At 67.9% G+C, this 26040-nt stretch carries 22 protein-coding genes; 8 read left to right on the top strand and 14 right to left on the bottom strand.

All coding sequences use genetic code 11. The annotated features are described in order from the left end of the window. The first annotated feature begins 56 nt into the window (after positions 1-56). Positions 57-1187: a Rieske 2Fe-2S domain-containing protein gene (locus A5750_RS07655; protein WP_066953668.1), complete on the top strand. Its 1131-nt coding sequence runs from the start codon at positions 57-59 to the stop codon at positions 1185-1187. Between the two features lie 4 nt (positions 1188-1191). Next, on the top strand, positions 1192-1482 hold the full coding sequence (locus tag A5750_RS07650) for a ferredoxin (protein WP_066953938.1): 291 nt from the start codon (positions 1192-1194) through the stop codon (positions 1480-1482). An 85-nt stretch (positions 1483-1567) separates the two neighbouring features. Here A5750_RS07650 and A5750_RS07645 read toward each other — a convergent pair whose 3' ends face one another. From A5750_RS07645 to A5750_RS07615, 7 genes are all read right to left on the bottom strand, one after another. Then, positions 1568-2644, bottom strand: coding sequence for a hypothetical protein (locus A5750_RS07645; protein WP_066953670.1), 1077 nt, complete (start codon positions 2642-2644; stop codon positions 1568-1570). A 72-nt stretch (positions 2645-2716) separates the two neighbouring features. Next, positions 2717-3607: an alpha/beta hydrolase gene (locus tag A5750_RS07640; RefSeq protein ID WP_082948211.1), complete on the bottom strand. Its 891-nt coding sequence runs from the start codon at positions 3605-3607 to the stop codon at positions 2717-2719. Positions 3608-3674: 67 nt separating this feature from the next. Then, entirely contained in the window at positions 3675-4544 is an 870-nt protein-coding gene (locus A5750_RS07635) for an SDR family NAD(P)-dependent oxidoreductase (protein WP_066953672.1), read from the bottom strand. Further along, positions 4541-5020, bottom strand: a complete 480-nt coding sequence (locus tag A5750_RS07630; protein ID WP_066953673.1) for a nuclear transport factor 2 family protein — start codon at positions 5018-5020, stop codon at positions 4541-4543. The genes A5750_RS07635 and A5750_RS07630 overlap by 4 nt, the downstream gene beginning before the upstream one ends. A 70-nt stretch (positions 5021-5090) precedes the next feature. After that, positions 5091-6116 carry an acyl-CoA dehydrogenase family protein gene (locus A5750_RS07625; RefSeq protein WP_066953674.1) on the bottom strand — a complete coding sequence of 342 codons (1026 nt, stop codon included), beginning with the start codon at positions 6114-6116 and terminating at the stop codon, positions 5091-5093. Then, positions 6113-7252 carry an acyl-CoA dehydrogenase family protein gene (locus A5750_RS07620; protein ID WP_066953944.1) on the bottom strand — a complete coding sequence of 380 codons (1140 nt, stop codon included), beginning with the start codon at positions 7250-7252 and terminating at the stop codon, positions 6113-6115. The genes A5750_RS07625 and A5750_RS07620 overlap by 4 nt, the downstream gene beginning before the upstream one ends. Before the next feature lie 25 nt (positions 7253-7277). Further along, positions 7278-8864, bottom strand: a complete 1587-nt coding sequence (locus A5750_RS07615) for an acyl-CoA synthetase (protein WP_066953675.1) — start codon at positions 8862-8864, stop codon at positions 7278-7280. 102 nt (positions 8865-8966) lie between these two features. On the opposite strand from A5750_RS07615, the gene A5750_RS07610 reads away from it, so the two are divergent. Both A5750_RS07610 and A5750_RS07605 read left to right on the top strand, forming a co-directional pair. Then, positions 8967-10898 (top strand): NAD(P)/FAD-dependent oxidoreductase, encoded by a 1932-nt coding sequence (locus A5750_RS07610; RefSeq protein ID WP_066953676.1) that lies wholly within the window; start codon positions 8967-8969, stop codon positions 10896-10898. After that, positions 10895-11782, top strand: coding sequence for an SDR family NAD(P)-dependent oxidoreductase (locus tag A5750_RS07605; protein WP_066953677.1), 888 nt, complete (start codon positions 10895-10897; stop codon positions 11780-11782). The genes A5750_RS07610 and A5750_RS07605 overlap by 4 nt, the downstream gene beginning before the upstream one ends. A gap of 26 nt (positions 11783-11808) precedes the next feature. Here the strand turns inward: A5750_RS07605 and A5750_RS07600 are convergent, their stop codons facing one another. The 6 genes from A5750_RS07600 to A5750_RS07575 all read right to left on the bottom strand — a co-directional run bounded on the left by A5750_RS07600 (position 11809) and on the right by A5750_RS07575 (position 17317). Beyond that, a complete protein-coding gene (locus A5750_RS07600) occupies positions 11809-12435 on the bottom strand; it encodes a Dabb family protein (RefSeq protein WP_066953678.1) in 627 nt (208 codons plus the stop codon). Then, positions 12428-12775, bottom strand: coding sequence for a hypothetical protein (locus A5750_RS07595; RefSeq protein ID WP_066953684.1), 348 nt, complete (start codon positions 12773-12775; stop codon positions 12428-12430). The genes A5750_RS07600 and A5750_RS07595 overlap by 8 nt, the downstream gene beginning before the upstream one ends. 10 nt (positions 12776-12785) lie before the next feature. Continuing rightward, complete coding sequence (locus tag A5750_RS07590; RefSeq protein WP_156659559.1) at positions 12786-13595, bottom strand: IclR family transcriptional regulator; 810 nt, start codon at positions 13593-13595, stop codon at positions 12786-12788. A gap of 144 nt (positions 13596-13739) precedes the next feature. Beyond that, positions 13740-15206, bottom strand: a complete 1467-nt coding sequence (locus A5750_RS07585) for an FAD-dependent oxidoreductase (protein ID WP_067261858.1) — start codon at positions 15204-15206, stop codon at positions 13740-13742. Then, a complete protein-coding gene (gene bphC, locus A5750_RS07580; protein WP_067261856.1) occupies positions 15203-16123 on the bottom strand; it encodes a biphenyl-2,3-diol 1,2-dioxygenase in 921 nt (306 codons plus the stop codon). Before bphC ends, A5750_RS07585 begins: the two co-directional genes overlap by 4 nt. Before the next feature lie 9 nt (positions 16124-16132). Further along, on the bottom strand, positions 16133-17317 hold the full coding sequence (locus A5750_RS07575) for an acyl-CoA dehydrogenase family protein (RefSeq protein ID WP_066953695.1): 1185 nt from the start codon (positions 17315-17317) through the stop codon (positions 16133-16135). Between the two features lie 193 nt (positions 17318-17510). On the opposite strand from A5750_RS07575, the gene A5750_RS07570 reads away from it, so the two are divergent. The 3 genes from A5750_RS07570 to A5750_RS07560 all read left to right on the top strand — a co-directional run bounded on the left by A5750_RS07570 (position 17511) and on the right by A5750_RS07560 (position 20696). Next, a complete protein-coding gene (locus A5750_RS07570) occupies positions 17511-19205 on the top strand; it encodes a flavin-containing monooxygenase (protein ID WP_369817358.1) in 1695 nt (564 codons plus the stop codon). Beyond that, complete coding sequence (locus A5750_RS07565) at positions 19202-20002, top strand: mycofactocin-coupled SDR family oxidoreductase (RefSeq protein ID WP_066953702.1); 801 nt, start codon at positions 19202-19204, stop codon at positions 20000-20002. Before A5750_RS07570 ends, A5750_RS07565 begins: the two co-directional genes overlap by 4 nt. Before the next feature lie 97 nt (positions 20003-20099). After that, the gene (locus tag A5750_RS07560) at positions 20100-20696 is read left to right on the top strand and encodes a PaaI family thioesterase (protein WP_066953947.1); all 597 of its coding nucleotides are present in this window, start codon (positions 20100-20102) and stop codon (positions 20694-20696) included. 5 nt (positions 20697-20701) lie between these two features. On the opposite strand, the gene A5750_RS07555 is transcribed toward A5750_RS07560, so the two are convergent. Beyond that, a complete protein-coding gene (locus tag A5750_RS07555) occupies positions 20702-25159 on the bottom strand; it encodes a cation-translocating P-type ATPase (RefSeq protein ID WP_231989156.1) in 4458 nt (1485 codons plus the stop codon). 375 nt (positions 25160-25534) lie between these two features. Here A5750_RS07555 and A5750_RS07550 point away from each other — a divergent pair, with 375 nt between their 5' ends. After that, the gene (locus A5750_RS07550; RefSeq protein WP_066953707.1) at positions 25535-26011 is read left to right on the top strand and encodes a nuclear transport factor 2 family protein; all 477 of its coding nucleotides are present in this window, start codon (positions 25535-25537) and stop codon (positions 26009-26011) included. Positions 26012-26040 lie beyond the last annotated feature (29 nt).

Genomic DNA, 26040 nt, shown 5'->3' with positions numbered 1-26040 from the left:
TGATCAGTGGGAACAAGCGGCTCCGCAAACGGAGCGACGGGAGTTTAATCATCCCTATGACGACGCAGTCCGAGGTCGACGAAGTTCGGCTGATTGAAGCGCAGGCCGTTCCGACGCGGTTCGCCCGCGGCTGGCACTGCCTGGGCCTGACTCGGGGTTTCGGTGATGGGAAGCCGCACGCCGTCAACGCCTTCGGACAAAAGCTCGTTGTCTTCCGCAGCGCGAACGGCACCATCAACGTCCTTGACGCCTTCTGCCGGCACATGGGCGGTGATCTCTCGCAGGGCGAAATCAAGGGCGACGAGATCGCCTGCCCGTTCCACGACTGGCGCTGGGGCGGTGACGGGCGGTGCAAGCAGGTGCCCTACAGCCGGCGGACGCCGAAGTTGGCGCGCACCGCGGCGTGGACCACGCTGCAGCAGGACGGGATGTTGTTCGTGTGGAACGACCCGGAACGAAAACCGCCGCCCGCGGAGGTCACGATCCCGCGCATCGAGGGTGCCACCAGCGACGAGTGGACCGACTGGCACTGGTACACCACTGTCGTGCACAGCAACTGTCGCGAGATCATCGACAACGTGGTGGACATGGCCCACTTCTTCTACATCCACGGCTCGTTGCCCACCTATTTCAAGAACATCTTCGAGGGGCAGGTGGCCACCCAGTACATGAACGGCGGGAGCCGACCCGACATCGGTAGCCCCGAGGGGACCACGATGCTGGGGACCACGTCGGTGGCGTCCTACTATGGGCCGTCGTTCATGATCGACGACTTGACCTACCACTACACCGACGGCGACGCCAAGACGATCCTGATCAACTGCCACTATCCGATCGACTCGAATTCCTTTGTGCTGCAATACGGCATCATCGTCAAGAAGTCGGACAAGTTGCCTGGCGATGAGGCGCTGAAGACCGCGATCAGCCTGGGCGACTTCGTCAAGATCGGGTTCGAGCAGGACGTGCAGATCTGGCGGCACAAAGCGCGCATCGACAACCCGCTTCTGGTCGAGGAGGACGGGCCGGTCTACCAGTTACGTCGCTGGTATCAGCAGTTCTACGTCGACGCCGCCGACGTCCAACCGGACATGGTGGACCGCTTCGAGTTCGAGCTCGACACCACCCGGCCCTACGAGGCGTGGATGAAAGAGGTCGAGGCCAACATGGCCGCGCAGGGTGCCGGTTAGTGTGATGCCGCTCGATTCGCCTGTCCGGCAGGACAATCGCCTCGACGAGATGCCGATGTGCCCCGTTTGGTGCCGGAGGTGCGGCGCGCAGGTACTGGCTCGCAAAAGTAGCTGGAATCAGACCAGCGTGCAGTGGAACGCCGATGCGACGGCCCGGTGCGTCGAGCGGGCCGAAGCACAGAGGATTTCCACGCCCGGCGGTCGCGGCGTGTTCCTGGCGTGTTCGGCGTTGCAGGGGTCGATGCTCGAGGCCGTACGGCGTGGCGGTTTGGCGATCGTCGACGAAACTGTTTGACCCTTATTCCGCCGGCCGTCGAATTATGGTGGCGGTGAAGGAGTTTCCGTGCAGACAGGTCGACGTTCGGCGGTGAGGTGGTCCGTCATGCGAGCTGGAATGCGCTGATGGGCGCCTCTTCGGGGTAGACGGCGGGGCCGCCCAAGTCATAGCCGGCGTTGAGCGCGCCGATGAACGCCGGGTCGTGCAATGGCTCACTGGGAATGTCGAGCTTGATGCCCCTGCCGTTGAGGTCGTCGACCATGATGTCGATGGCCTTCTCGATCGTCAGGTCGTGCGAGCCCTCCATGTTCTTCTTCAGCTCGTCATGGTCGGTGAACACCTCTGCGGACCAGTGCACCAGGAACCGCAGTTGGCCGGTGGGGTGGCGGGCGATCACCTCGTCGCCGTTCTTGAGCAACCATTGATGCCGATCACCGGGGTCACCGGAAAAGACGGTGTCGAACGACAATCCGGCCGGAACTTGTTGTTCGAGTGGTCCGTTCGCTTCGCCGCGATGCACCATCATTTCGTTCTGCACCACCACGCCACGGTTGTTGATCGGCGGCAACACGCGTTTGGGGGCCTTGAGCGGCCCGTCGGGCCAGTAGGTGAATCCGCTCCCGGGATCGAGCGAGAACCAAGTGATCACCTGCGCCATCTTGATCAGGTACTCGCCGAACAGGCCGGACTTGCCCATCACGCTGGTGAGCCAGGTCGGCGCGTTCTCATGACGCACGCCGCGAAAGCTCGGCGAGTCCAGATGTCCCGGGTCGCGGTTGGCACAGGGCCCGTTGATGTTGAAGAGCATCAGCTGCGGCTTGGCGTACTGGGCGTTCCAGTAGCTTTTAGCCATCTCGAGGAACCGCGCGTTGTAAAAGCAGTCGTACAGCTCGGGGTAGAGCACCGCACCGTAATTGGCGAGGTAGCCGCGGAAGGTCGGGGTCAGGAACAGGTCGAGCGATGGGGTGAAGCCTTCTGGGAAAAGGCCGCTCATGGTGGCGATCAGCTCATCGGGTGACGCGAAGTGTTGCGCGATGATCAACCGCCACGGCCCTTCGGTGCGTACCACGTCGAGCAGGCGTTCGCGCTGATCGTCGGTATAGACGTTGTCGATCTCGCGCGGCGGCGCGGCCGGCCGTAACACGTCGGAAAGCTCCATCCGCCGGTCGTCGGTGAGCATCAGCTGTCTCCTCTGGAAGTTCGTGGTCTGATTGTGGGCGGCGTGGTGGCGATGCGCGCGGCGGTGACCCGGTCACCGGGACGTCAAAACTTCGACCGGATGGCCGAACTTGGCCCGTAGTAGCGCGCCGATCTCGGCGATGGCCAGCCGGCCCCGCGCCGTGGCATCGGAACGCATCAGAAATCCGTGGCACATCCCGGGATAACGGGTCAGGGTGGTCTGCACGCCGGCGTCCCGCAGCCGATTCGCATACCGCTCACCCCAATCCCGGATCGGGTCGCACTCCGCGGTGACGACGATGGCCGGAGGGAGCCCGGCGAGCTCGGATGCGTATGCGGGAACCAGGTATGGGCTGCTGGGCGCACCCGCATCCCCGTCGACCAGGGAGTGCATGTAGTCGATGTCATCGCGGGTGAGCATCGGGGCGTCGGCCAAGGAGGTGACCGACGGAGCCGTCATGTCGCGGTCCAGGCCTGGATAAAGCAGCACCTGCGTTCGGATCGGCGGCCCGCCGCGATCACGGGCGGCGAGCGCGACGCCGGCCGCCAGTGCGCCACCGGCGCTGTCGCCGATCACCCCGAGTCTTTCGGGGTCGACCCGGAGATGGCGGGCGTTCCGTGACACCCATTGCGTCGCGGCGTACGCATCGTCGAACTGCGCGGGCGGCGGCCACTCCGGGGCCAGGCGGTAGTCGACCGCTACGACGGTGGCCGCCGACGCCGCAGCCAGCTCACGGGCCAGGGGCTCGAACGAGCGGTTCGACCCCATCACGAGCCCGCCGCCGTGCAAATACACCAGCACGGGTCCGGCGCTCCCGGTGTCGGGACGGTAGACCCGTGCCGGGAGGTCGCCGGCGGGACCGGGAATGGCTTCTTCCGTGACGGCGGCCATCTCGGCCATCGACTCGGGCGGTGGCGCGGATTCGAGCGCGGCGCGCACCGCCGCGAGCCCGCGCTGGCGCATCGGTGGGATGTCACCGAACGAAGCGATGCGAGCGGCGGCATCGGGGTCCAGTCCGCAGGTCCCCGCCTCAGAGCTGGTCGGCACCGAACCGGCGTTCCGTGCGCAGTGCCGGGGGTCGTTGCGTGGCAAGCACTTCCGCGCGCTCCGCCATCGCCGCCCCGACTTGGGGATGGGTGAGCAGGTAGAATCGGTCCTCGGCGGCCTGTTGGAACAGCGTCTCGGCGGCCGCCAATGGGTCCATCCCCACCGCTTTGATGTCCAGCATGGCCGCGCGATGCGTCTCGGCGGCGCCGACATCGGCGGCCTCCGTGGCATCGACGCCGCCCGCGGATTCGAAGATGTTCGACACCACCGGTCCGGGCAACACCGCCTGCACATGTATGTGGTGGTCGTGTCCCGCCAATTGAACCTCGGTGCAGAGGCATTCGGTCATCGAGAGCACGGCGTGCTTGCTCACGATGTAAGGCGTCTGCAACGGCATTGCCACGACGGCGCCGACCGACGCAACGTTCCACACCCACGCCTGCTCGTCGACGGACATCATTTTCGGCAGAAATGCCCGCACGCCGTAGAAGACTCCGCTGATGTTGACGTCGACGACGCGCTGCCAACTCGTCACCGGCGTGTCCCACAGATAGCCGAACTGTTCGATCCCCGCGTTGTTCACCAGCAGCCGCACCGCGCCGAAATCCCGATAAACCCGGTCCGCGAGGTCCTGCACCGCCTCGGGATCACGCACGTCGCAGACGATGTCGACGGCCGTGCCGCCGGCCGCGCGCAGTTCGCCGCGCAGCGCTGCGATCCCGTCGGCGTCGATGTCGGCGAGCACCACGGTCATGCCCAACCGGTGGGCGTGCCGCGCCAAACCGGCACCGATCCCTGATCCAGCCCCGGTGATGACGGCGACGCCGCCGGAGAATGCGTCGCCGGCGGTCATGACGGTGCGGTGCTGTCGGCATGCAGGTCGGCCAGCAGGACCGAGTTCGTCGCATCCAGAACCACGTCCATCTCCGTGAATTGCAGTCCGTCTGCGCCGCGCCGCACGCCGACGTTGACGACCCCGCTGGACACCGCGAACGGCACGAAGTTGGCGATCTGGTTGACGAGGATGTAGAACCGCGCCCGGGTGATCGCACCGTCGGTCCCGGTGCGGTGGATGTTGGTGGCGTGGTGTCGCAGTGGGTACGGGCTCTGCTTGCGGTGCTCGGACAGCCAGTCCATCACCGCATCGCGGCCGTTGAGTTCGGGCGACATCAGTTCCTCGAAAGGGCTTGCGCCCGAATCGCTTCTAGTCACGTAGCGCACGTCATGGGCGTATCTAACCGCAAGCTCGTCGTAGTGGGCCTCGTCGTAGTGGTACCAGAACTCGCCGATGAACTCCTGCAGTTCCGACAGCGTGACGTCGTTGTTCATGGCATCGAATCAAACCCCATTGTGACCGCGGCGGCACCGCGACCGCCCGATCAGTGGAACACCGTCCGTGTCACTCGGTAATGAGGCTCCACAAGCCCCCGGCGCTCGCGTGCATTGCGGCGTCGGTGACGACGTCGTCCCAGTAACGCATCGAACCGAACTCCGATCGCCACGCGAGCGCAGCCCTGGTGAATTCATGCAGGCGGTGCTCACGGGTGGTGCCGATGGCGCCGTGCACTTGGTGGGCGTTTCTGACCACCACGGATGCCGCGTAGCCCGCACACGAACGCGCCGCGGCCACAAGGAATTCCAGCGTCGGGCTCGACCACTCCGCCGTGACGCCGGCCGTCAACGCCGCCTCGGTTGCGGCCCTGGCGAGCGCGGCCTCGGCGGCAATGTCGGAGACCAGGTGCTGAACGCCCTGGAATTTCGACAGCGGGCGCCCGAACTGGGTTCGCGAGCTGACGTGCTCGATGCACAGCTGCAGTATCTCGTCGAGGGCGGCGCACACCTGGATCGCCCGCACCAACCCTGACTTCAGCCGCAGCTGGCGCAGAAGGGTCGGGCCGATTGTTTTTCCCTGTAAGCCGGAGAGCTCGGCAGCCACGGTGTCGCGTGGCTCACCGATCAGATTGACGCCGGGGGTGATGCTGAGCCTTTCGGGGGCAACGTCGGTGACGCGATATTGTCCGTCGGCGCGCCATACGACCACTACCCGTTCGGCCATGCTCGCCCACGGCACCTCCGTCGCGACGCCGTGCGTGTCGACGACGCAGACCGTCCGCGCCGCGCCGTCGGCGGCCGACCCGTTGGCCTCCAGGAGCCAGCATGCCAACAAGTCGTGCTCCGCCAGTGGGATCCGGATACCGCTGCGCACCGACGCCTTCAGGAGTTCGGCCGCCTCGTACCACCCGGCCCCGCTGCCGCCGTGCTCGACCGCACCGGTGAGGCGCAGAAGACCGAGTTCGGCGAGCTGGCGCCACAGATCAGAGCCCCGCTCGACGAGCGTTGCGCCCGCGAGCTTTTCGCGGTGACCGGCAAAGACGGCACCCATCATGTCGGCCAACGCTTCGTCGACGGACGGCCGGGCGCTCACCGCAGCCCCAATCCGCGGGCGATGACTCCGCGAAGCACCTCGTTGGTGCCGCCGCGCAGGGTAAACCCGGGCCGCTGGTCCACGGCGGCACGCACCAAGTCCGCGAAGATCCGATCGGGGGAGTCCTGCAGGTCGGCAAACTCGGCGATGTCGCCTTCGGTGCTGGTGCCGAGCACCTTTACCAGGGCGGCGGGGATGTCGGCCGGCTCGCGCCGTTCCAACGCGCCGGCCACCGCGGTGGACATGTGGTGCAGGCCGGTGACCCGCGCAACGAGCCTCCCCAGATCCGCGTTGCGGGGAATGGCGTTCGCCGCCATCCGGTCGGCGCAGGCGGCCAGCAGGACGAAGGTCGACAGGTACCGCTCGGGTCCGCTGCGCTCGAAGCTCAGCTCGGAAGTCACCTGCCGCCAGCCGTCGCCGATTGCGCCGAACACCATGTCGTCGGGGACGAACGCCTCATCGAGTATCACCTCGTTGAAGTGGTGGGCGCCGTTCATCGAGACGATCGGGCGCACTTCGACGCCGGGCCCGCGCAGGTCGACGATGAATTGGCTCAACCCGGCATGCCGGTGCTCTGGATCCGGTGGCGTTGTGCGGGCGAGCACGATGAACGCGTGCGCGAGGTGTGCGCCCGACGTCCAAACCTTGGTGCCGGTCAGCGACCAGCCTCCGTCGACGCGCCGCGCCCTGGTGCGCACGCCGGCCAGGTCGGAGCCGGACTCCGGTTCGCTCATGCCGATCGCGAAGAAGCACTCGCCGCGCACGATCCGCGGCAGGAAACTCAGCTTTTGCGACTCCGTGCCGTATTTCAGCAACGACGGCACGATCTGCCGGTCGGCGATCCAGTGCGCGGCGACGGGGGCGCCGGCGGCGAGCAACTCCTCGGTGACGGCGAACCGCTCCAGGAACGAACGCCCGTGGCCGCCGTATTCGACGGGCACCGTCATTCCCAACCAGCCGCGCGCCGCGAGCGCGGCGGTGAAGTTCTCGTCCCATCCCGACAGCCAGGCGTCCACCGACGGGGTGAACGCCCCGGCCGCCCGCTGGTCGTCGAGGAACTGCCGCACCTCGTCGCGAAGGCCCTGCGTCGACACCGGGTCGATCGAGTTAGGGGGCACCAACCGGGTGAACGCCATCACCGTATCTTCCACCCTGTGCGTTTCACCGCTCAGCTGATCCCGAGCTGAATCGCTCGCGCAGCATCCGTTTCAACAGCTTGCCGCTGGGGTTCTTCGGTAGCGAATCGACGAAGAAAATTCGCTTGGGCGTCTTGAACCCCGCCAGGTGCGCGCGGCAGTGCGCGAGTATGTCGCCCTCGGCGAGGTTGACGCCGTCGCGCAGCACCACCGCGGCGACGACGGCCTCGACCCAAACGGGGTGGGCCAGCCCGAACACGGCGGCTTCTTCGACGCCGCTGTGGCGGTAGATGACTTCTTCGACTTCCCGGCTTGCGACGTTTTCCCCGCCGGTCTTGATCATGTCCTTCTTGCGGTCCACGACATGCAGCAGCCCGTTCTCGTCGTAGTAGCCGAGGTCGCCGGAGTGGAACCAGCCGCCCCGGAAGGCCTCGGCTGTCTTCTGCGGGTCGTCCAGGTAGCCCAGCATCAAATGCGGGCTGCGGTGGGCGATTTCACCGACGACGCCCGCGGCAAGCGGGGCGCCGTTGTCATCCAGGATCGCCGTCTCCACGTTGGCGACCGGACGCCCCGCCGAACCTGCGTGTGCGTCCTGTTCGTCGGGGGCGAGCGCGGAGGCCAGCGGCGCCATTTCGGTCTGGCCGTAGAAGTTCCACAACCTCAGGCGCGGCAGGCGCTCCCGAATCTCGCTGAGGATCTCAACCGGCATCGCCGAGGCGCCGTAATACCCTTTGCGCAGGCTGGACAGGTCGACGGTGTCGAAGACGGGTGATCGCAGCAACGAGATCCAGACCGTCGGTGGGGCGAAATAGTTGGTGACGGCGTAGCGCTCGATAGTGCGCAGGACGAGTTCGGGATCCGGCCGCGGCAGGATGATGCTGGTGGCGCCGAGATAGACATCGGTGGCCAGGAAGTTGTCGAGCTGTGCGCAGTGGTAGAGCGGCAGGGAATGGATCTCGACATCGTCGGCGGACTTGTCGCCGGCCAGGATCGTGCTGATGTAGTTCCACATCAGGCTTCGGCTGGTGTGCATGGCGCCCTTGGGTCGCGATTCGGTGCCGCTGGTGTACATCAGGCGCACCAGTTGGTCGTCGTCGATGTGGGGGCGTGGGGCCGTCGAGGTGGTGCTCAGCCACTCGGCGAAGTCGGGCCAGCCACGCGCGGCGGACTGCCCGGGCGGCAACAGCACCGCCTTCGTAGCCACCGATCCACCCAGTCGCATGGCCCGGTCAGCGGTGGGGGTCAAGGCCGCTTCGACGATGAATCCTCGTGCGCCACTATGGCCGAGGATGTAGGAGACCTCCTCGGCGGTGAGCATGAAGTTGACCGGGACGAGGACAACCCCCGCCCGCGCGGTGGCGAATACCAGTACGGCGTATTGCCAGCAGTTGTGGGACAAGAGCGCCAGCCGGTCGCCGGCTCTGAAACCGTTGTCGGCCAAGGCCGCGGCCGCACGGTCCACCAGGTTCTCGAGCTCGGCGAAACTCAGCACGACGTCACCGTCGACAATCGCGATCTTGTCCGGGTGCCTGCGCGCCGGCCGGCGGGGGATATCGCCGAGCGCGTGGCTGCGCGCGCGCGTGATGGTGACGTCAAGGTCGCCCGACTGCATGCGCGCCACCGTAGGCGCCGATACTCGACGGCTTGTCGCCGGTGTCCCGCTGAGTAGACAAGGGCCGCCCGGTAGCGGTGGGCGGCGGCGATACTCGGCGTCATGAGCACTGGCGCAACCGCGAGGGCCGACCGCACCGGGCGGGTGGGCGATGATCGCGACGAACTGCGGGCCAACCTGGCCCGGGCCGACCCCGGCGTGCTCGTCGCGGTGCTGGCGCAACTCACCGGTGACGCCGGGGTGGTCGACCGCTTCGCGCCGAAGATCACCCACGTGCCCGACCCGCCGGAGCAGGCGGGCGCTACCGATCCGGTGACGAGGGCGGCCATCGTCGAGGCCGTGGTCAGCGCGCTGCAGATACCCCGGTCTCGTCACGCCGCCCGTGCCGACGACCCCGACCTGTTCGCGCGCATCGCGCCGGTCGCACTCGGCGGGACGATCGACCCCGAGTACATCCCGCTGCTGTTGGAGCAGGGCGGATTCCAGCCGCCGCAGCCGGTGTTGCCACGCACCGCGAAGCTCCCCGACGACTTCCGGGTGGCGATCATCGGCGCCGGTATCGCGGGATTGACCGCCGCATTGGAGTTGGCCGACGCCGGCGTGGACTACCAGATCTTCGACCGTCACGACGAGGTAGGCGGGACCTGGTACACCACAACCTATCCCGGAATCGGTGTGGACACCCCTTCGGCGTATTACTCGTTGTCGCGCGACATCAACGGCGACTGGTCGAGTTATTACCCGATGGGGGCGGAGTATCAGTCCTATCTCGTGTCGGTGGCCGACAAATACGAACTGCGGCAACGCACCCGCTTCGGTACCGAAGTCGAAGCCCTCCGCTGGGACGACGAGCGCCGTCAGTGGCAGATCCGTGCGCTGGGCCCCGGCGGCGCCCGTGAGATCAGTTACGCCAATGTGGTGATCCCGGCCGCCGGCTACCTGAACCGGCCCCGCTGGCCGCAACTGGATGGACGGGGGACTTTCTCGGGAGTCGAAGTCCATTCGGCGCGGTGGGACCCTGGTCTGGATCTGACCGGCAAGCGGGTCGCCATCATCGGTGCGGGGTGCACAGCGGTGCAGATCGTCGACGCGTGCGTCGACCAGGTGTCGCACCTGACGGTGTTCCAGCGCCAGCCGCACTGGGTGGCGCCGCGGCGGCGGCTCACCGATGACGTGCCCGACTATCAGCGATGGCTGGGTACCCGATTACCGTTCTACGCCAATTGGATTCGGCTCAAATCCTATTGGGGAACCGCCGACAACAACTACCCGGTGATCTTGTACGACGCCGAATGGGCGCGTGGCCATCTGTCCATTTCGCCGGCCAACGACGCGCTGCTGCAGATGTGCCTGAAGTACATCGACGACGTCTTCGGCGCCGGCAGCGAACTGGCGCGGAAGGTCACGCCGGACTTCGCGCCGTACGGCAAGCGGATCATCCGCGATCCCGGCGGATACTATGCGGCGCTGGCCCGCGAGCACGTCGACGTCGAACCGAGCGAGCCGGCCCGAGTCAACGAGGCGGGCATCGTGACGTCCGACGGCCGGCAGATCGACCTGGACGTCATCGTCTACGCGACCGGTTACCATCTGGATTTCCTGTCGACCATGGACATTCAAGGGCGAGACGGCAAGAAGCTGGCCGACGAGTGGGGCAACCGACCGCGGGCGTACCGCGGTGGGACCGTCCCCGGGTTCCCGAACTTGTTCATCTCGTCGGCGCCCAATTACAGCCCGGGACACGGCGCGGGCCACAATTTCGGCGTCGAGGTGATGGTGCACTACGTCATGGAATGCCTGCAGCTCATGGCGCTGCGAGCGGCGTCGACGATCGAAGTCACGCAGCGCGCATACGACGACTACGTCGCCGACATCGACGCGACCATGCAGGGCACGGTGTGGTGCCACACCCCGTCCGCGCACACGTACTACCGTTCGGGCGGCGGACGGATCGTGACGGCCTTCCCATACAGGCTGCTCGACGTATGGCGTGATCACCGTGCACCGGTCGAGGGCGATTTCGAGTTGCGATGAGCGAGTTGCTCTCCGGGAGGACGGCTTTGGTCACCGGCAGCAGCCGCGGGATCGGCCGGGCGATCGCCCGGCGCTTGGCTGCGGAAGGCGCCACCGTGGCAGTCACGGCCCGCTCGCACGCCGCGTCGGCGTCCGTCCGCGGCGGGGCGGCCAGCACGCTTCCCGGCACCGTCGGCGAGACGGTCGGGTTGATCGAGGCCGCCGGCGGGCAGGCATTCGCCGTCGCGGCGGATCTCGAGGATGCCGCGCAGCGCGACGGGCTGATCGACGCGGTGCTCGATCGCACCGGCCGCATCGACATCCTGGTCAACAACGCGGGTTTCGCGGACTACTCCCTGGTCCAGGACATGAGCCTGGATACGTTCGACCGCACGGTGGAACACTACCTGCGCACGCCGTTCGTCTTGACGAAAGCGGCTGTGGCGCAGATGCGCAAGCAGGGAGCGGGCTGGATCGTCAACATCGGCTCGGTGACCGGGGTCGCACCGGTACGGCCGTATCGCGACTACAACAAGACCGCGGGCGACGTGATCTACGCGTCCTGCAAGGCCGCGCTGCATCGCTTCACCCAGGGCGTCGCCGCCGAATTACTCGATGCCAACATCGCGGTGAACTGCGTAGGCCCGTCGACGGCCGTTCGCACTCCCGGTGCGGCCCAGCTCATTCCGAATGGCTTCCCGACCGAGCCGGTGGAATACCTCGCCGAGACTGTGCTGGCGATGTGTCACCTGCCCGCCGCTGAGCGCACCGGGCTCGTCGCGTTCAGCCTGCACTTTCCGTGGTCGCAGCACCTACCGGTGCACAGCCTGGATGGAACCGCGGTACTGCCGCCGCTGCCGCCACCTCCGACGGCCAACCCTAATATCCGGGACGCGGGGCTTTAGCTCGCCGCGTCCACGACGCCCGCCCGTCAGCCGAGAACCGGGTCGTGGCAGGCGCAGAAGCTGTGGCAGACGCGGTCGTGGATGATGACGTCGGGACACTCCGGGTCGAACCAGCGGTCCACGACGGCCCAGTGGATCGGATGCATCAAATAGGGTCCCAGCAGTCCGTCGACGTCGGAGAACTCTTGCTCGAACACATGGGTCCAGGCGGAGGTGCCGACGCCCTCGGAGACCCGGCTCAGTTGCCATGCGCGGATGGACGAGACATAGCGCGCCATCGATGACAGTTCGTGCTCGAAACGTGCGACTGTGTCCGGCGCGGCCTGGGGTGCAACGCGAAGCAACAGCGTCCGGTACACCGTGCCCCTCGGCTCGCCGGATCCGACGGGCCGACCCGAGTAGTTCGCGCCGTTGACGCGGGTAACCGCCGAGTCGGACATCAAGGCATCGAAGATCGGTGCCGCACAGTCCCATTGGGCAGGTGTGCCGAACCGCAGGTGGACCAGGACGTCACCGCCGTTGCGCGCGCCCGGCAGCGTCGGCGCCACCACCCACCGCACAGCGCCGCTGTCGGCCGCGGCGGCACGCATCTCGTCGAGCAGTCGGTCGCGGTCGTCCTCGACGATGTCGAGCAACCTTGTGACGCTATACATCGCAGAGATCGTCGACATCATCGGCGCTCGCCGCGAAGGAGCGCGACCGCTCCTGCACGAACTCGCCGATCCGCGACCACCATTGGCCGAGGGCCGGGTCCGGCCTGCCCTTCCACGTCATCTCCCACCACGCCCGCACGTCGGGCAGCGTCCAGGTGATCGTCACGGTGTTGGTGTCGTCATCGAACCAGATCGGCGGGCTGACCAGAACATCGCGCAACGTCATCCCGCGCTCCCGCGCGCCAGGGGCGTACTCGGCGAGGTAGGCGTCGACGAACCGCCGGGCGCAGCCGGGCCGGGTAACCACCCGGTCGATCACGAAGACGTGGCCGTCCGACATGTGCACGCGTTCACGCGTACTGAAGGGCGGGACGCGACGGCGGACCTGCGGGACGCAGCGGGCGCAGCGGCTGCAGGGTTGGAGCGACGCGCTGCGGGCCGTCCTCGACGTTGCGCCAGATGCCCATCGCGGTCATCCGCACCGGGGCCGTCAACCGCTGGTCGAACGTCATGCGGTTCATCGGACCGCACACCGACACCGCGGCTACCGCCTCGCCCGGCGCCCCGATCGGCGCCGCGACGCAACCGAATCCGAGCAGCGACTCCTCGCGCTCGAAGGCGACGCCATGCGCGCGCACCTTTGCCAGTTCAACGGCCAACTGGGCGCCGCTGGAGATCGAGTATCTCGTCTTCCGAACCCGCAGATCGATGTCGGCATCCTCATCGCGATAGGCGAGGATCGCCTTGCCGACCGCGGTGCAGTGGGCGGGTTGGCGACCGCCCACCCGGGTGGGAATTCTCTGGTCGCCGATCTTGTCCAGGTACACAACGTCCGGGCCCTCAAGCACGGCCAGGTGCACGACAAGGCCCGTGGCGCGGTGCAATTCACCCAGCAACGGGCCGGCCGCCCGCACCAGCCGGTCCTGATGCACGGCGAGCGATCCTAGTTCGACGAGGCGCATCCCCAACTCGTAATCGCGGCCGCTGCGGCGCAGCCAGCGCAGCTGCACCAGGCGTTCGAGCATCCGATGCGCCGACGAGCGCGGCAGGCCGGTACGCCTGACGATCTGCGCCAAGGTGAGCCGCCCCGGACCCTCGAAGGCGTCGAGAACCAGCGATATGCGGTCGATGACGGCCGTGGGGGTGGCGGGTTCAGCGATACCTGACATCGATTCTCCAAATGTGCCTGACCGATATATTCCTATTAGGAATATATTCCTAGCACACTGGTGTGGCGGTTGTCACGCATAACGGACCCGGGCTTGGCGGCTCTGTGGTTGCGGCGATGAAGGATGCGGCCGGGCTCAGCCCTTGGTCGCGGACCGGCCCGCGCGCCGGCCGTAGAAGCTGCCGTCACCGAGCGAGACACCGCTGGCGTAACCCCACGCGGCCAGGCCGGCGGTGCAGCGGCCGGCGGCGAAGAGGCCGGGGATGGTTTCTCCGCTGACGTGGAGCACCTCGGCGTCGAGCGTGGTGGCCAGGCCGCCCAGGGTGAAACCGCCGGTGTTCTCCCGTAAGTCGATGGCGCCGATCGGGGAACCGATGGGCTTCAACCACTCCGGCTTCTTGTGCAGCAGCGGGTCCTCGCCGCGGGCGGCGGCCTCGTTGTAGGCGGCGACGGTCGCCTGCAGGGATCCCGGCGCCAGGCCCATGTCGCGTTCCAGGTCGGCGACGCTATCGGCCACCCAGGTCGCCGGGCGCAGCATGAATTTCGGGGACCACGACGCCATCGCCTCTTGTTGGGCGTCGTCGTCGATGATCAGGTAAGCGATGTTGTCCTGCTGGTAGAGGGTGAGCTGGCCGATGCGGCCCGGGTAGGTGTCCTCGGCGACGTAGCGCTGGCCGCGGCTGTTGACCAGGATGCCGCGCACCAGTTGCTGGGGGTCGATGAAGATGGCGACCTCGGTGGCGTCCATGTGCGCCAAATCGGCGCCCAGCGCCTGCGCCATCCGGATCGCCTGGCCGTCGTGCTGCTCGATCGAGGCGGCCGGGCGGCCGGCGATCCGCGGGGCATAGCGTGCCACCATCGCGTCGTTGTAGGCGAAGCTGCCCATGGCCAGGACCACCCCGCGCCGCGCCCGGACCGAAATTTCGCTGCCGTACCGGCGCCCGCGAATCCCGACCACCCGGCCGTCGGCTTCGACGACGAGGCGTTGCACCCGCACGTCGTAGATCGCACGCGCGCCGGCGGCGGTGGCGGTTTCGACGAGTGGCTTCATCAGCATGTAGCCCGCGCTGGCTTCGCCCTGTTTCTTGTTGGACATCTGCGGGACGTGTCCGCGCGGGGCGGGGGAGGCGATCGTGTTGAACGGGTAGGCGTTTTCGCCGCCGCTGTACATCAGGCCCTGGTCGCCCATCGGTTCCCAGCCGGGCTCGGAGAAGAACTCGGCCTTGAACGGCACGCCGCAGCCGACCAGCCAGTCGTAGTGGGCCACGCTGCCGGCGCAATAGTCGGCGATCCGGTTCTCATCGGCGCCGGGCCCCATCGCCACGTTGAGGAACGCGGCCATGTTGTCGACGGAATCGTCGAAACCGCAGGCCTTTTGCAAGGGCGTACCGCCCCCGAGGTAGATGAACCCGCCGGCCATTGCCGCCGCCCCGCCCCACGACCCGGTGCGTTCCAACACCAGCACGTCGGCGCCGGCGCGCGCCGCCTCTACCGCCGCGGCGGCACCGGCCACCCCGTAGCCCGCGATGACCACGTCGGCCTCGTCATCCCACGCCGTGATCGACGCGGCCGGGACCGGCGTGACATCGGTATCCGGCGTCATAACCGCATGGCCGCGGGCATTTCGCCGATCCACTGATGACCCCAGTAGCTGTCGGCGGTGATTTCCTCTGCGGTGTAATATCTTTCGTCGACACGCATGCCGTCGGTGCCGAACTCGATGTCCCAGTCGCCGGGGGCACGCACGTAGAACGAGATCATCTTGTCGTTGGTGTGTCGGCCCAGCGTGGAGGACAACTGGAAGCCCTCGGCGTTCACCCGGTCCAGCGCCTGCCCGACGGCGTCCAGGCTGTCGACCTCCACCATGATGTGCACCAGGCGCGGGTCGCGCTGATGTGCGGCCGGCACGATCGCCAGGCTGTGGTGTCGTTCGTTGATGCCCATGAAGCGAACCCGCACGGGCCCAAACTCTTTCGGCAGCGGCACACGGAACGCGCCGCGGGCGCGGAAACCGAGCACCTCGGTGTAGAAGTCGAACAGCCCGTTCGGGTCCATCGCCGGCACCACGACGTGGCCCATGCCCTGGTCGCCGGTGACGAATTTCGCGCCGAACGGGGTGACGACGGGGCTGTGGTCGAGCACCGCACCATGGAACACCTCGAGGGTGGTGCCGGCGGGGTCCTCGAAGGTAATGACCTCTTCCACGCGGCGGGCCTCGGCCTCGTCGGTGGACAGCTGCTTGAACGGGGTCCCGGCGGCGTCCAGGGTCGCCTTGACCCGTTGCAGCCCCGGGCGGTCACGCACCTCCCAGCCGATCGTCAGCACCCGGTCGGTCTCACCGGGCACCACGATGAGCCTGGCGGCGCGCTCGTCCATCCGCAGGTACAGCGCCTCGGGGTCGGGGCCTCTAAAACTAGGGGAGCCCTCGGCGAAACCCAGTACCCCGAAGGCGAATTGCCGCCAGCGGTCGATGTCGTTCGTTGAAATCGTGATGTAGCCCAGGCTTTTCAGATCGGTCAACGTGCTCTCCTAGATCAAAGCCCGCAGGGGGCCCTCGGGCGGATCGATACCCAACGAACTCAGCGCCGACGCGTGATAGGTGGTGCCCGGCATGTGGATGGCGTGCAGCTGGCCGACGTGCATGTCGCGCCAATACCGTTGCAGCGGCTTGTCCATCCGGGCCGCGTTGCCGCCCGAGCGGGCGAAGATCTCGTCGACCGCGGCCACCGCGCGCCACACCGCGCGGATCTGGGTGCGCCGACCGGCCGCGCGGTCGGCGAACGACACCTCCTTGCCCGCGGCGACCATGTCGTAGATGCGGTCGGCGTTGGCCAGGAGTTCCTGGCGGGCGGCGTTGATGTCCGCGGCCGCCTCGCCGATGGCGAACATGACGTAGGGGTCGTCCTTGATCGCGGTTCCGGTGGCGCCGACGCGCTCGCGCTGGTAATCCAGGTGCGCGGCCAGGGCCCCTTCGGCGATGCCGATCGTGGCCGCCGAGATGCCCAGCGGGAACATCGTCGACCACGGCATCAGATAGAGCGGTTCGGTCATGCCGGCCTCGCGCTGGGCGGTGCCGTCCATCACCTTCGTCGCGTCCATCGTCCGGTAGGACGGGACGAACGCATCCTTGACGATGACGTCCTTGGAGCCGGTTCCGCGCAGCCCCACCACGTTCCACGAGTCCTCGACGATCTCGTAGTCCCTGCGCGGCAGGATCATGTGCAGCATCTGCGGCGGCATGATGGGAATGCCCTTGTCGTCGCCCAGCATCGCGCCCAGGATGATCCAGTCACAGTGGTCGGTGCCCGAGCTGAACTGCCAGCGGCCGTTGAAGATGTAGCCACCGTCGACGGGCTTGGCCACCCCCTGCGGTGCGTACGGCGAGGCCATCCACGTGTCGACGTCGTCGGCCCAGATTTCGGCCGCGACCTTCGGGTCGGCGTACGCCAACTGATAGGGGTGCACACCGACAACGCCGACGATCCAGCCGGCCGCCGGGTCCAGCGCCGCGGTCGCCATCGTCGTCTCGGCGAACTCGCGGGGGTGGACCTCGAACCCTTGGTACTGCTTGGTCTGCAGTAGCCGGATCAGGCCGGCGCCCTTCATCAGCTTGACCGTGTCGTCGGTGAGTCGGCCGATCCGCTCGGCCTCGGGGGCCTGGTCGCGCAACTGATCCGCCATCGCCACGACCCGGTCGAGTACCCGTTCGCTCATGTTGGTGTCCTTACGTCTGGAGGCTTAGTAATGGTCTACCGCAGTTCGTGCCGCAGCCGAAGCCGTTCCCGATGAGCGGAAGCAAAAGCGCTCAGAATTCAACTGACGATGCGCCGCTCACCGGCCGGGTCTGCACATGGGAACCGGGCCGTCCAGCCGGCTCCAGGTTGCCGTGCGCGCCGACGAGCGGCCGATGGCCGGGACAACGTCACCGCAGTGTCCGGTCACCGGGATCCGGCCCCGGCGGTCGAGGTGGCAGGACATACCGTCGGCGCCTGTGAATAGCGCGGAGCTGGTCGACGTTGTCGTGGTCGGCGCCGGGTTCGCCGGCCTCTACGCCCTGCACAAGCTCCGCAGTCAGGGATTGTCCGTGCGGGTCCTGGAGGCGGCGCCAGAGCTGGGAGGCACCTGGTACTACAACCGATACCCGGGGGCGCGCTGTGACGTCGAAAGCGTCGATTACTGCTATTCGTTCTCCGATGAACTGCAGCAAGAGTGGAACTGGACCGAGAAGTACGCCACCCAGGCGGAGATTCTCGCCTACCTGAACTGGGTGGCCGACAATCTCGACCTGCGCCGCGACATCACATTCCGCGCCCGCGTCGTGTCCGCGGCGCTCGACGAAACTACGCTGCGCTGGCTGGTCACCACCGACGGCGATGACGTGCTGTCCGCCCGGTTCTGCCTGATGGCGACCGGTCCGCTGTCAGCCGCGTTGACCCCGAACTTCCACGGCCTCGATTCGTTCGCGGGCGAGATCTATCACACCGCCGCGTGGCCACAGCATCCCGTCGATTTCACCGGAAAGCGGGTCGCCGTTATCGGCACCGGTTCGTCTGGCATTCAATCGATTCCGATCATCGCCGAACACGCCAAGCATCTCTTTGTCTTCCAGCGCACGCCCAACTACAGTGTCCCGGCCGGCAACAAGCCGTTGAGCGAACGGGAACTCGATGACATCAAGGCGAACTACGCAGAACGGCGGCGGCTCTCGTGGCGCAGCAGCGGCGGGTCACCACACATCACGGCGCCGAAGCCGACGATGGAATTCACGCCGGAGGAACGTCGGGTGGCGTTCGACAAGCGTTGGCAGCTGGGCGGTGTGCTGTTCTCGAAGACGTTCCCCGACCAGATGACCGACTTGACCGCCAACGACGAGGCCCGAAAGTTCTACGAGGAGAAGGTGCGCGCGGTCATCGACGACCCCGCGCTGGCGGACTTGCTTATCCCCAACGATCACCCGATCGGCACGAAACGGATCTGCACCGACAGCAACTACTTCAGCACCTTCAACCGGCCGAACGTGTCACTCATCAGTGTCCGCGACACACCGATCGAATGCGTGGACACCGCTGGGATCAGAACCGTCGACGCGCACTACGACGTCGACATGATCGTGCTGGCAACGGGTTTCGACGCTCTCACCGGTGCGCTGGCCAAGATCGACATCATCGGACGCGGCGGTCGTCGGTTGCGGGACGACTGGGCACAGGGGCCGCGCACCTACCTGGGGCTGAGCGTCGACGGATTTCCCAACCTGTTCCTGATCTCCGGTCCCGGGGCGCCCGCCGTGCTGGCGAACATGGTGCTGCACGCCGAGGCGCAGGTGAATTGGATCGCCGCAACCATTGTCTACCTCGATGGCCACGGGTTGGCCGCGATCGAGGCGACCCGCGATGCCGTCGACGGCTGGGGGGCCGAATGCGCCCGCCTCGCCGAGGCCACGCTGTTCACCAAGGCGGAGTCCTGGTACATGGGCGCCAACGTGCCCGGAAAGCCAAAGGGATTCATGTTGTTCGTCGGTGGCTTCGCAACATATAACGACATCTGCGACGAGGTGGCTAAGGCCGGTTACCCGGGCTTCGATCTGGTTAAGATGCCGCGATGAAGAGACTGCTTGGCAAGGTAGTGCTGGTCACCGGCGCGGCCAGGGGCACGGGACGGGTGCATTGTCAACGCTTCGCCGACGAGGGCGCAGATGTGATCGCGCTCGATGCCACCGCGGCGAGCGACGAGTTGCTTGACACCGCAAGGGATGTCGAAAACCGCGGGCGACGCTGCGTGACGGGTGTTGCCGACGTGAGTCATTTGGAGGCTGTAACGGGCGCCGTAGCCAACGGCGTCGCGGGACTGGGACGCCTCGACATCGTCGTCGCGAATGCCGGAATTCACCTTGCCGGTGGCCGGACATGGGAACTCGACCCCCGGGACTGGCAGCGCACGCTCGACATCAACCTGACCGGCGTATGGCACACGGTCAAGGCCGGTGTACCGCACATGGGCGAAGGCGGCGCCATCGTGATCATCAGTTCGACCAATGGTCTTCGCGGGACGCCCAATACCGCGCATTACACGGCGAGCAAACACGCGGTGGTGGGTTTGGCGCGCACCCTGGCGAACGAGCTCGGGCCGTCGAGCATCCGGGTCAACACTGTTCATCCCGGGCCGGTCGCGACTCCGATGGTGCTCAACGACAAGATGTTTCGGCGCTTACGCCCGGATCTCGAAAACCCGACCGCCGCGGACGCCGCGGAAGTGCTGCGGGCGCGCAACCTGCTGCCGGTGCCGTGGGTAGAGCCCGTCGACATCGCCAATGTGGCGGTGTTCCTGGCCTCCGAGGAGGCCCGCTACATCACGGGCACGCAGCTCGTCGTGGACGCCGGCCTCTCGCAGAAGGCGACATGAGCGGCGGACCGGATGAGCGGTCTCCATGCTCGTGGGGGTGGCGCGATCATCCGTGCTCGCCAAAACCGCACGCTTCGCGCAGCAAGGGCTGGCAGGGATGAAGGGCAACGATGACAGCGGCGCACCGGCGTATGAAGCGCTCACCCAGTCCGTTCGCCGGCTGATCGACGCGACCATCCGCACCGAGGCCGACACCGGTACCGTTGCGGCCGCGAAGACGCACATCGATTGCGCGATAGAGCAATTGAGCGAAAGCCTGATGCCGGGATCGTTCGGTGTTCGCCATCCGTTCGACGGCCAACCCGTGGCTTCCGGCAACGTCGTGATCGGCGTACGCAACCCGATCGCACCTCCGCTGGTGATTCACCGCGACGCCGGTGGCGCCGTGTGGACCGAGATCACCCTCGGCGCCGCCTACGAAGGACCTCCGGGACATGTCCATGGCGGAGTGTGCGCGTTGGTCCTCGACCACGTCCTGGGCGCGACCGCGCACGAACCCGGCCGACCGGCCTACACCGGCACGCTCACGCTGCGCTATGTGCGGGGGACCCCGTTGGGTCTGGTGCGGGCAGAAGCGTGGGTCGAGCGCGTCGAGGGCGTGAAGACCTTCGCGAAGGGGCAGATCACCGATAGCCAAGGGCTCACGGTCGGCGCGGAAGGTGTGTTCATCAAGCCGCGCGGTGCCCACGACTGATGGACTCACGGGCTATCGGTGACGGCCTCCGCCGAAATCCGATGCTGGTGTCGGTCCACCAACTTCAGTGCACGGGCGGCCTTGGCGGGAGCCGCGAGGACCGCGGTATGCGGCGCCCGGGATGCGTTGTGCCGCGGTGCTGGTGGGGCGGACTGGGCGGGCTCGGCGAGTTCCGGGTCATCGGTCAGTGGTGACTCCTCGTCCCCGCGACCCGGCCGCAACCGATTCGTGGCGGCGACGGCGAGCACGGCGGCCGCCGCGGTGCCCAGCCCCTGCGCCCAGCCCACCGGACCGACCGGTGTGCAGCCCAGCAGTTGGCTGATCCCCGGGGTGCTGATCATCGCGGTGAATGCGGCGAACGAGCCGGCTGCGGTGAGGAGCACCAGGGGCGCGTGCGAGTCGACCACGGTCTGACCAAGCTCGACGGCGACCAACGAGATCAGCGCGACGGTGGAGGCGCGCTGGGGCAGCCCGGTGACCGACGCCATCACCCAGGCGGTCGTGGCGGCGGTGGCGGTGAGCGCCCCCCGCGCGACAACGGTTCGCCGAAGCGCGCGTTCGTCGATGCCGCGGCCGACTCGTTGCACCGGCCCGGCGGGCGTGCTGACGGCGACCGCGGTCGCGGGCAACGCGTCGGTGAGCATGTTGATCAGCAGCAGCTGCCGGGTGTTCAGCGGCGACGTGCCGGTGAGGGCCGTGCCGATGACCGAGAAAATCACCTCGCCGGCGTTGCCGCCGAGCAGGCCGGCCACGGCCGCCTGGACGCCGCGCCACAGTCGGCGTCCCTCGTCGATGGCGGCCACCAGCGTCTCGATGCGCCCGTCGGTCAGGACGAGGTCGGCGGTCGTGTGGGCGGAGTCGCTGCCGCGGGCGACCACACCGACGCCGACGCTTGCGGCCCGGATCGCCGCGGCGTCGTTGGCGCCGTCGCCGACCATGGCGCACACCCGCCCGGCGCGCTCGAGCGTCTGGACGACCTGCACCTTGTTCTCCGGTGACATCCTGGCGAAGATCACCCGTTCGGAGACCGCGCGCTGCTGATCGTGGCGCGACAGCGCGTTCCATTCGGACCCCGTGATCACCTGGTCGGCGCTCACCGCGACCCCCAGTTCGCGGGCGATGGCCGTGGCGGTGACGGGGTGGTCGCCGGTGATCAGCCGGATTGCCACGCCCCGCTTGGCCAGGTCCGCCAGCAACCGTGGCGCCTGGGGGCGAGGCGTGTCCGACAGGCCCAGGAATCCGGTGAGCGTCAATCCCGTCTCGCACAATCCGGTGATGCTGTCGGGGTCCTTCCGCAACGATCGCGCCTGCGCCGCGGTCAGGCGGCGTTGGGCCACCGCAATCGTTCGCAGCCCGGCCGTCGTCAGGGCCGTCACCGCGTCCTCCGCCTCCGGGCCCGCTTGCCGGCACGCCGCCAAGACCACTTCCGGTGCGCCCTTGATGGTCAACTGCGTGCCCGTCACCGAGGCCGAGAACGCCCTGCCGGACCGGAACGGCAGGTGCGCGTCGGGCTCGGGTCGTGAACCGGACCCCGCGACCGCCTCCGCCGCCTTGATGATGGCTTCGTCGGTGGCATGGACGTGGGGATTGCCATCGTCCGCCGGCGCGGCCTGGGCGGCGCACCGCAGGATGTCATCGTGGGAATGGCCCGCCACCGGGTGCACCTCGGCGACGCGAAGACGGTTCTCGCTCAGCGTTCCGGTCTTGTCGAAGCAGACCACCTCGACGCGACCGAGCGCCTCGGCCGCGCGCGGGACCCGCACCAGCGCCCCGCATTCGCCCAGCCGCTGGGCCGACGCGGATTGGGCGAGGGTGGCCATCAGTGGCATGCCCTCGGGGACGGCCGCCACGGCGACCGCGATGGCGCTGCCGAGGGCTTGGCGCAGACCGCCGGCGCGCAGCAGGCCGAGCGCGCCGACCAGGACGCCGCCGCCCGCGCTAAACGGGAACGCGCGGCTCATCAGGTGGCTGAGTTGATGGTGCAGGCCGACCGTCGGCAGTTCACCGGACGCCAGTTCGGCCGCGCGGCGGCTCTGGGTGTCGGGCCCGACGGCGGTGACCAGCGCGACCGCGGTGCCGGCCACCACGGTGGTTCCGGCGTAGATCATGCAGCGGCGCTCGGCCAGTTCGGCCCCGGGCGTGGGCTCGACCTGCTTCTGGACTGACAGGGATTCACCGGTCAGCGACGATTCGTCGACCTCGAGGTCGTGTGCCTCGATGACCCGTGCGTCGGCGGGCACCACCTCGTCGCTGCGTACCTCGATCACGTCGCCTCGCCGCAGCTGTTCGACGACGACTTCGCGGTAGCCGGGTGGGGCGTCGGGCCCCTGGGTGAGGACGCGGGCCGGCGGGGTCTGCTGAGCGAGCAGGCGGTTCAGCCGGTTCTCGGCGCGAAGCTGTTGGGCCGTCGAGAGCAGCGCGTTCCCGGTCAGCACGGTGCCGACCAGCACCGCGTCGGTCGGTGACCCCAGCACCGCGGTGGCCGCCGAACACAATCCGAGGATTGGCGTCAACGGGTCGCCGGTCAACTCGGCGACGGCGGCCCTGGCGAACTCCCACGCGGCGGCGGGCAACCCCGCGCCGTCTTGTGCGGAATCCGTTGCGGCCGAGGGTTCTCCGGGGTCGCGCAGCGCCGCCAGCACTTCGCGGGCCCGCTCGGCCGACATCGCGTGCCACTCGAACGCCGGCGCCGGCCTGGGTACGGGCGTGCGAATCGTGCCGAGCGCCAACAGGTATCCCGACAGCAGCCCCGCGACCGCGCCGACGGTCACCGGGCCGGGCCCGCGCAACCGGCGCACCCCGGGCACCATGAACAACGCGCCCAGCGCCGATGCGCCCACCGAGATCGCGATGCCCTGCTGGCTCGCCCTCCTGGCCGCCGGTAGCGCGTGCAGCACCCGCCACGCTCCGGCCAGGTCGTCGAGCATCAGGTCGGCAGTCCAGGGCGGAGCAGCATCCGCGTCCGGCCTGATCCCCAGCGCCACGTCGGCGCCCGAAAGGGCTTGCGCACCAGAACAGGACAGCACCGCGACGGTGTGGCCGTCGCGTTGCAGTGCGGACACCGCATCGGCGAGCGCGCCGTCGATGTCGCCGTCGCCGACAGGGTGGACGTCGTCGAACGCGGGACGCAGGTCACCGAGCAAGTCGGTGTCAACGGACACCAGGCGCGCGCCGGAGTCGCGCGCGCGGGTGATCAACGCCGACGCGAGAGGGTGTGGGGCCGGGGCGATGAGCGCCTCGACCGCGCCGCCGCCATCGTCGTCGTTGGGAGATGCGGGAATCCCGTGCCAGCCCGGGGCCGGGGCGTCGTCGAGCAGATCCTGCGCGCGGGTCCAGGCGGTCAGTAAGTCGTCGTCGCGGGCGCCGCGGACGCGAACCACCCGCATCGAAGCGTCACACAGCACGCGCGGATCGACCAGCAGAGCGTCGACCTTGTCGAGCCTGCGCAGGCTTTCCGGCCGCAGCGGAAGCACCGCGTGGTGGTCCGCCAAACCTCGCCCGAGTGTGGCCGCGAACGCCTCATGGGTGGTGCGCATCGCCTTCGGCGAGGCCGCGAGCGCGGCGTTCGACGCCATCGTGACGTTGCGCGTGAGGGCCCCGGTCAGACCGACGCCGATCATCTGCACCCACGCCACGCGCTGCCCATGACGGTCGATCGGACCGGCCGGTGGGGGAACCGGGCGCAGGGAGCGGTGCACTTCCGGCTCGTCGGCATGCCGGGCCAACTCCGGCTCATAACGGGCCCATGCCCGCGCCGCGGCCCGGCACTCGGCGGCCTTGAACGCCTGCATCGCCAAGTCGACCGAGAGCTTCGCCGGTGACAGCGTGACCACATGCGCGGCCGTGCCGAACACCGACAACGCGGTGTCCGTCGCGCCGGGGCCGATCCCGCCCTCGAGCACACGACGCAGCCACGGTTGGTAATTCGCGATCGCGGACGCCGCCTCGACGGCTATGGGGGCCGCCGGCAACCGCAACGCGCGGCCCGCAACGGCGACCGCGAACCCGGCGGCGTTGACGGCCACCATCGCGCTGCGATGGGCCAACAACAGCCCGTCGCCGGGCAAGCTTTCGGCACGCGTGGAATGGCTTACGCCGCCGGCATTTTCGGCGGCATCGAGCGCGGAGCAGAGTGCGTCGAGCGACGCCCCGGCGTCGATGTCGACAACCACCCTCGACAGCGGACGGTTCAGCCTGACCTGCGTGACGCCGGGTTGCGCCCGCAGCGCATCAACCGCAGCGCGGCCACGTGCCGCACCGCCCGTGCCGTCGAGGCCGCGCACCTCGATCCACACGCGACCGTCGCCGCGCCCGCACCGCCGCGTCAGCGTGGAGTGGGAGATCTCACCCGAGAGCACCCTCGCGCCCACCCGGACCGGCAGCGCGACAACGTCGAGGCCGGCGGTCGCCAGCCTGCCGACCGCTTCGCCAAGTCCCGCGGCGGCGCCGAGCCCTGTCGACATCACCCGCAGCGGCGAAAGCTGTCGCACGCGCAACCCCTTTCCCGCACATGACGAATGGTGGCTTCGCGGTTTTCCGCGACGAGGCCGCCGACCGACGCTGGCCGCGACTGCAAACCCGACCAACCTAACCCGAGGTCAAGGACCCAGCAACTTGAGATTGCCGCGCGTAAACAACATGTAAAAAGTGATCGCGCCTGTTAGGAGGCCTCGATCAAAATGTTCGGGTTGGCCGATTTATGGATTGAGCAAACCAAAATGGGCCGTTGTGGTTACGCGGGATCGAGACCGGTCGGCCCTTGAAGCGCATGCCGTCCCTCCTAACGTGTTGGGATCGATAGTGGTCCGCTGCCGCGATCCCGACGATGAGGAGCAATTATGAGCGACATCGACGAGTTGGCGACTCGGCTGCGCCGGCTCGAGGACGAACGCGATATCGCGCGGCTGATCGCCTCCTATGGCCCGGCGGTCGACGCGGGGGATCCCGATGCGGCCGCGCGGTTGTGGGCACACGACGGAATCTACGACGTCGACGGCTGGCGCATGGAGGGCCAGGCGGAGGTGCACGCCATGGTGAGCTCGTCGGCCCATCAGAACCTGGTGGCGAAGGGATGCGGGCATTTCCTTGGGCCCTGCGTCGTCACGGTCACCGGCGAATCGGCGGTGGCGGTGTGCGAGTCCTTGGTCCTGGTCCGCGACGGCGATGGATATCGCGTATGGCGTTGCGCCGCAAACCACTTCACACTGCGACGGATCGACGGCCAGTGGCGGATCGAGGTCCGTACCACCCGTGTCCTGGACGGCAATCCCGACGCGCACGACCTATTGAGCAGAGGCCTGGCCGGGTCGGTTTAGCCTCGATGGCGGCGACCCGCTTCGCCCGG

This window comes from Mycobacterium sp. 852002-51613_SCH5001154, from assembly GCF_001667425.1.
Taxonomy (GTDB): domain Bacteria; phylum Actinomycetota; class Actinomycetes; order Mycobacteriales; family Mycobacteriaceae; genus Mycobacterium.
Note: the sequence above shows the minus strand (reverse complement) of the source record. Positions and strands in the feature narration are given on the sequence as shown.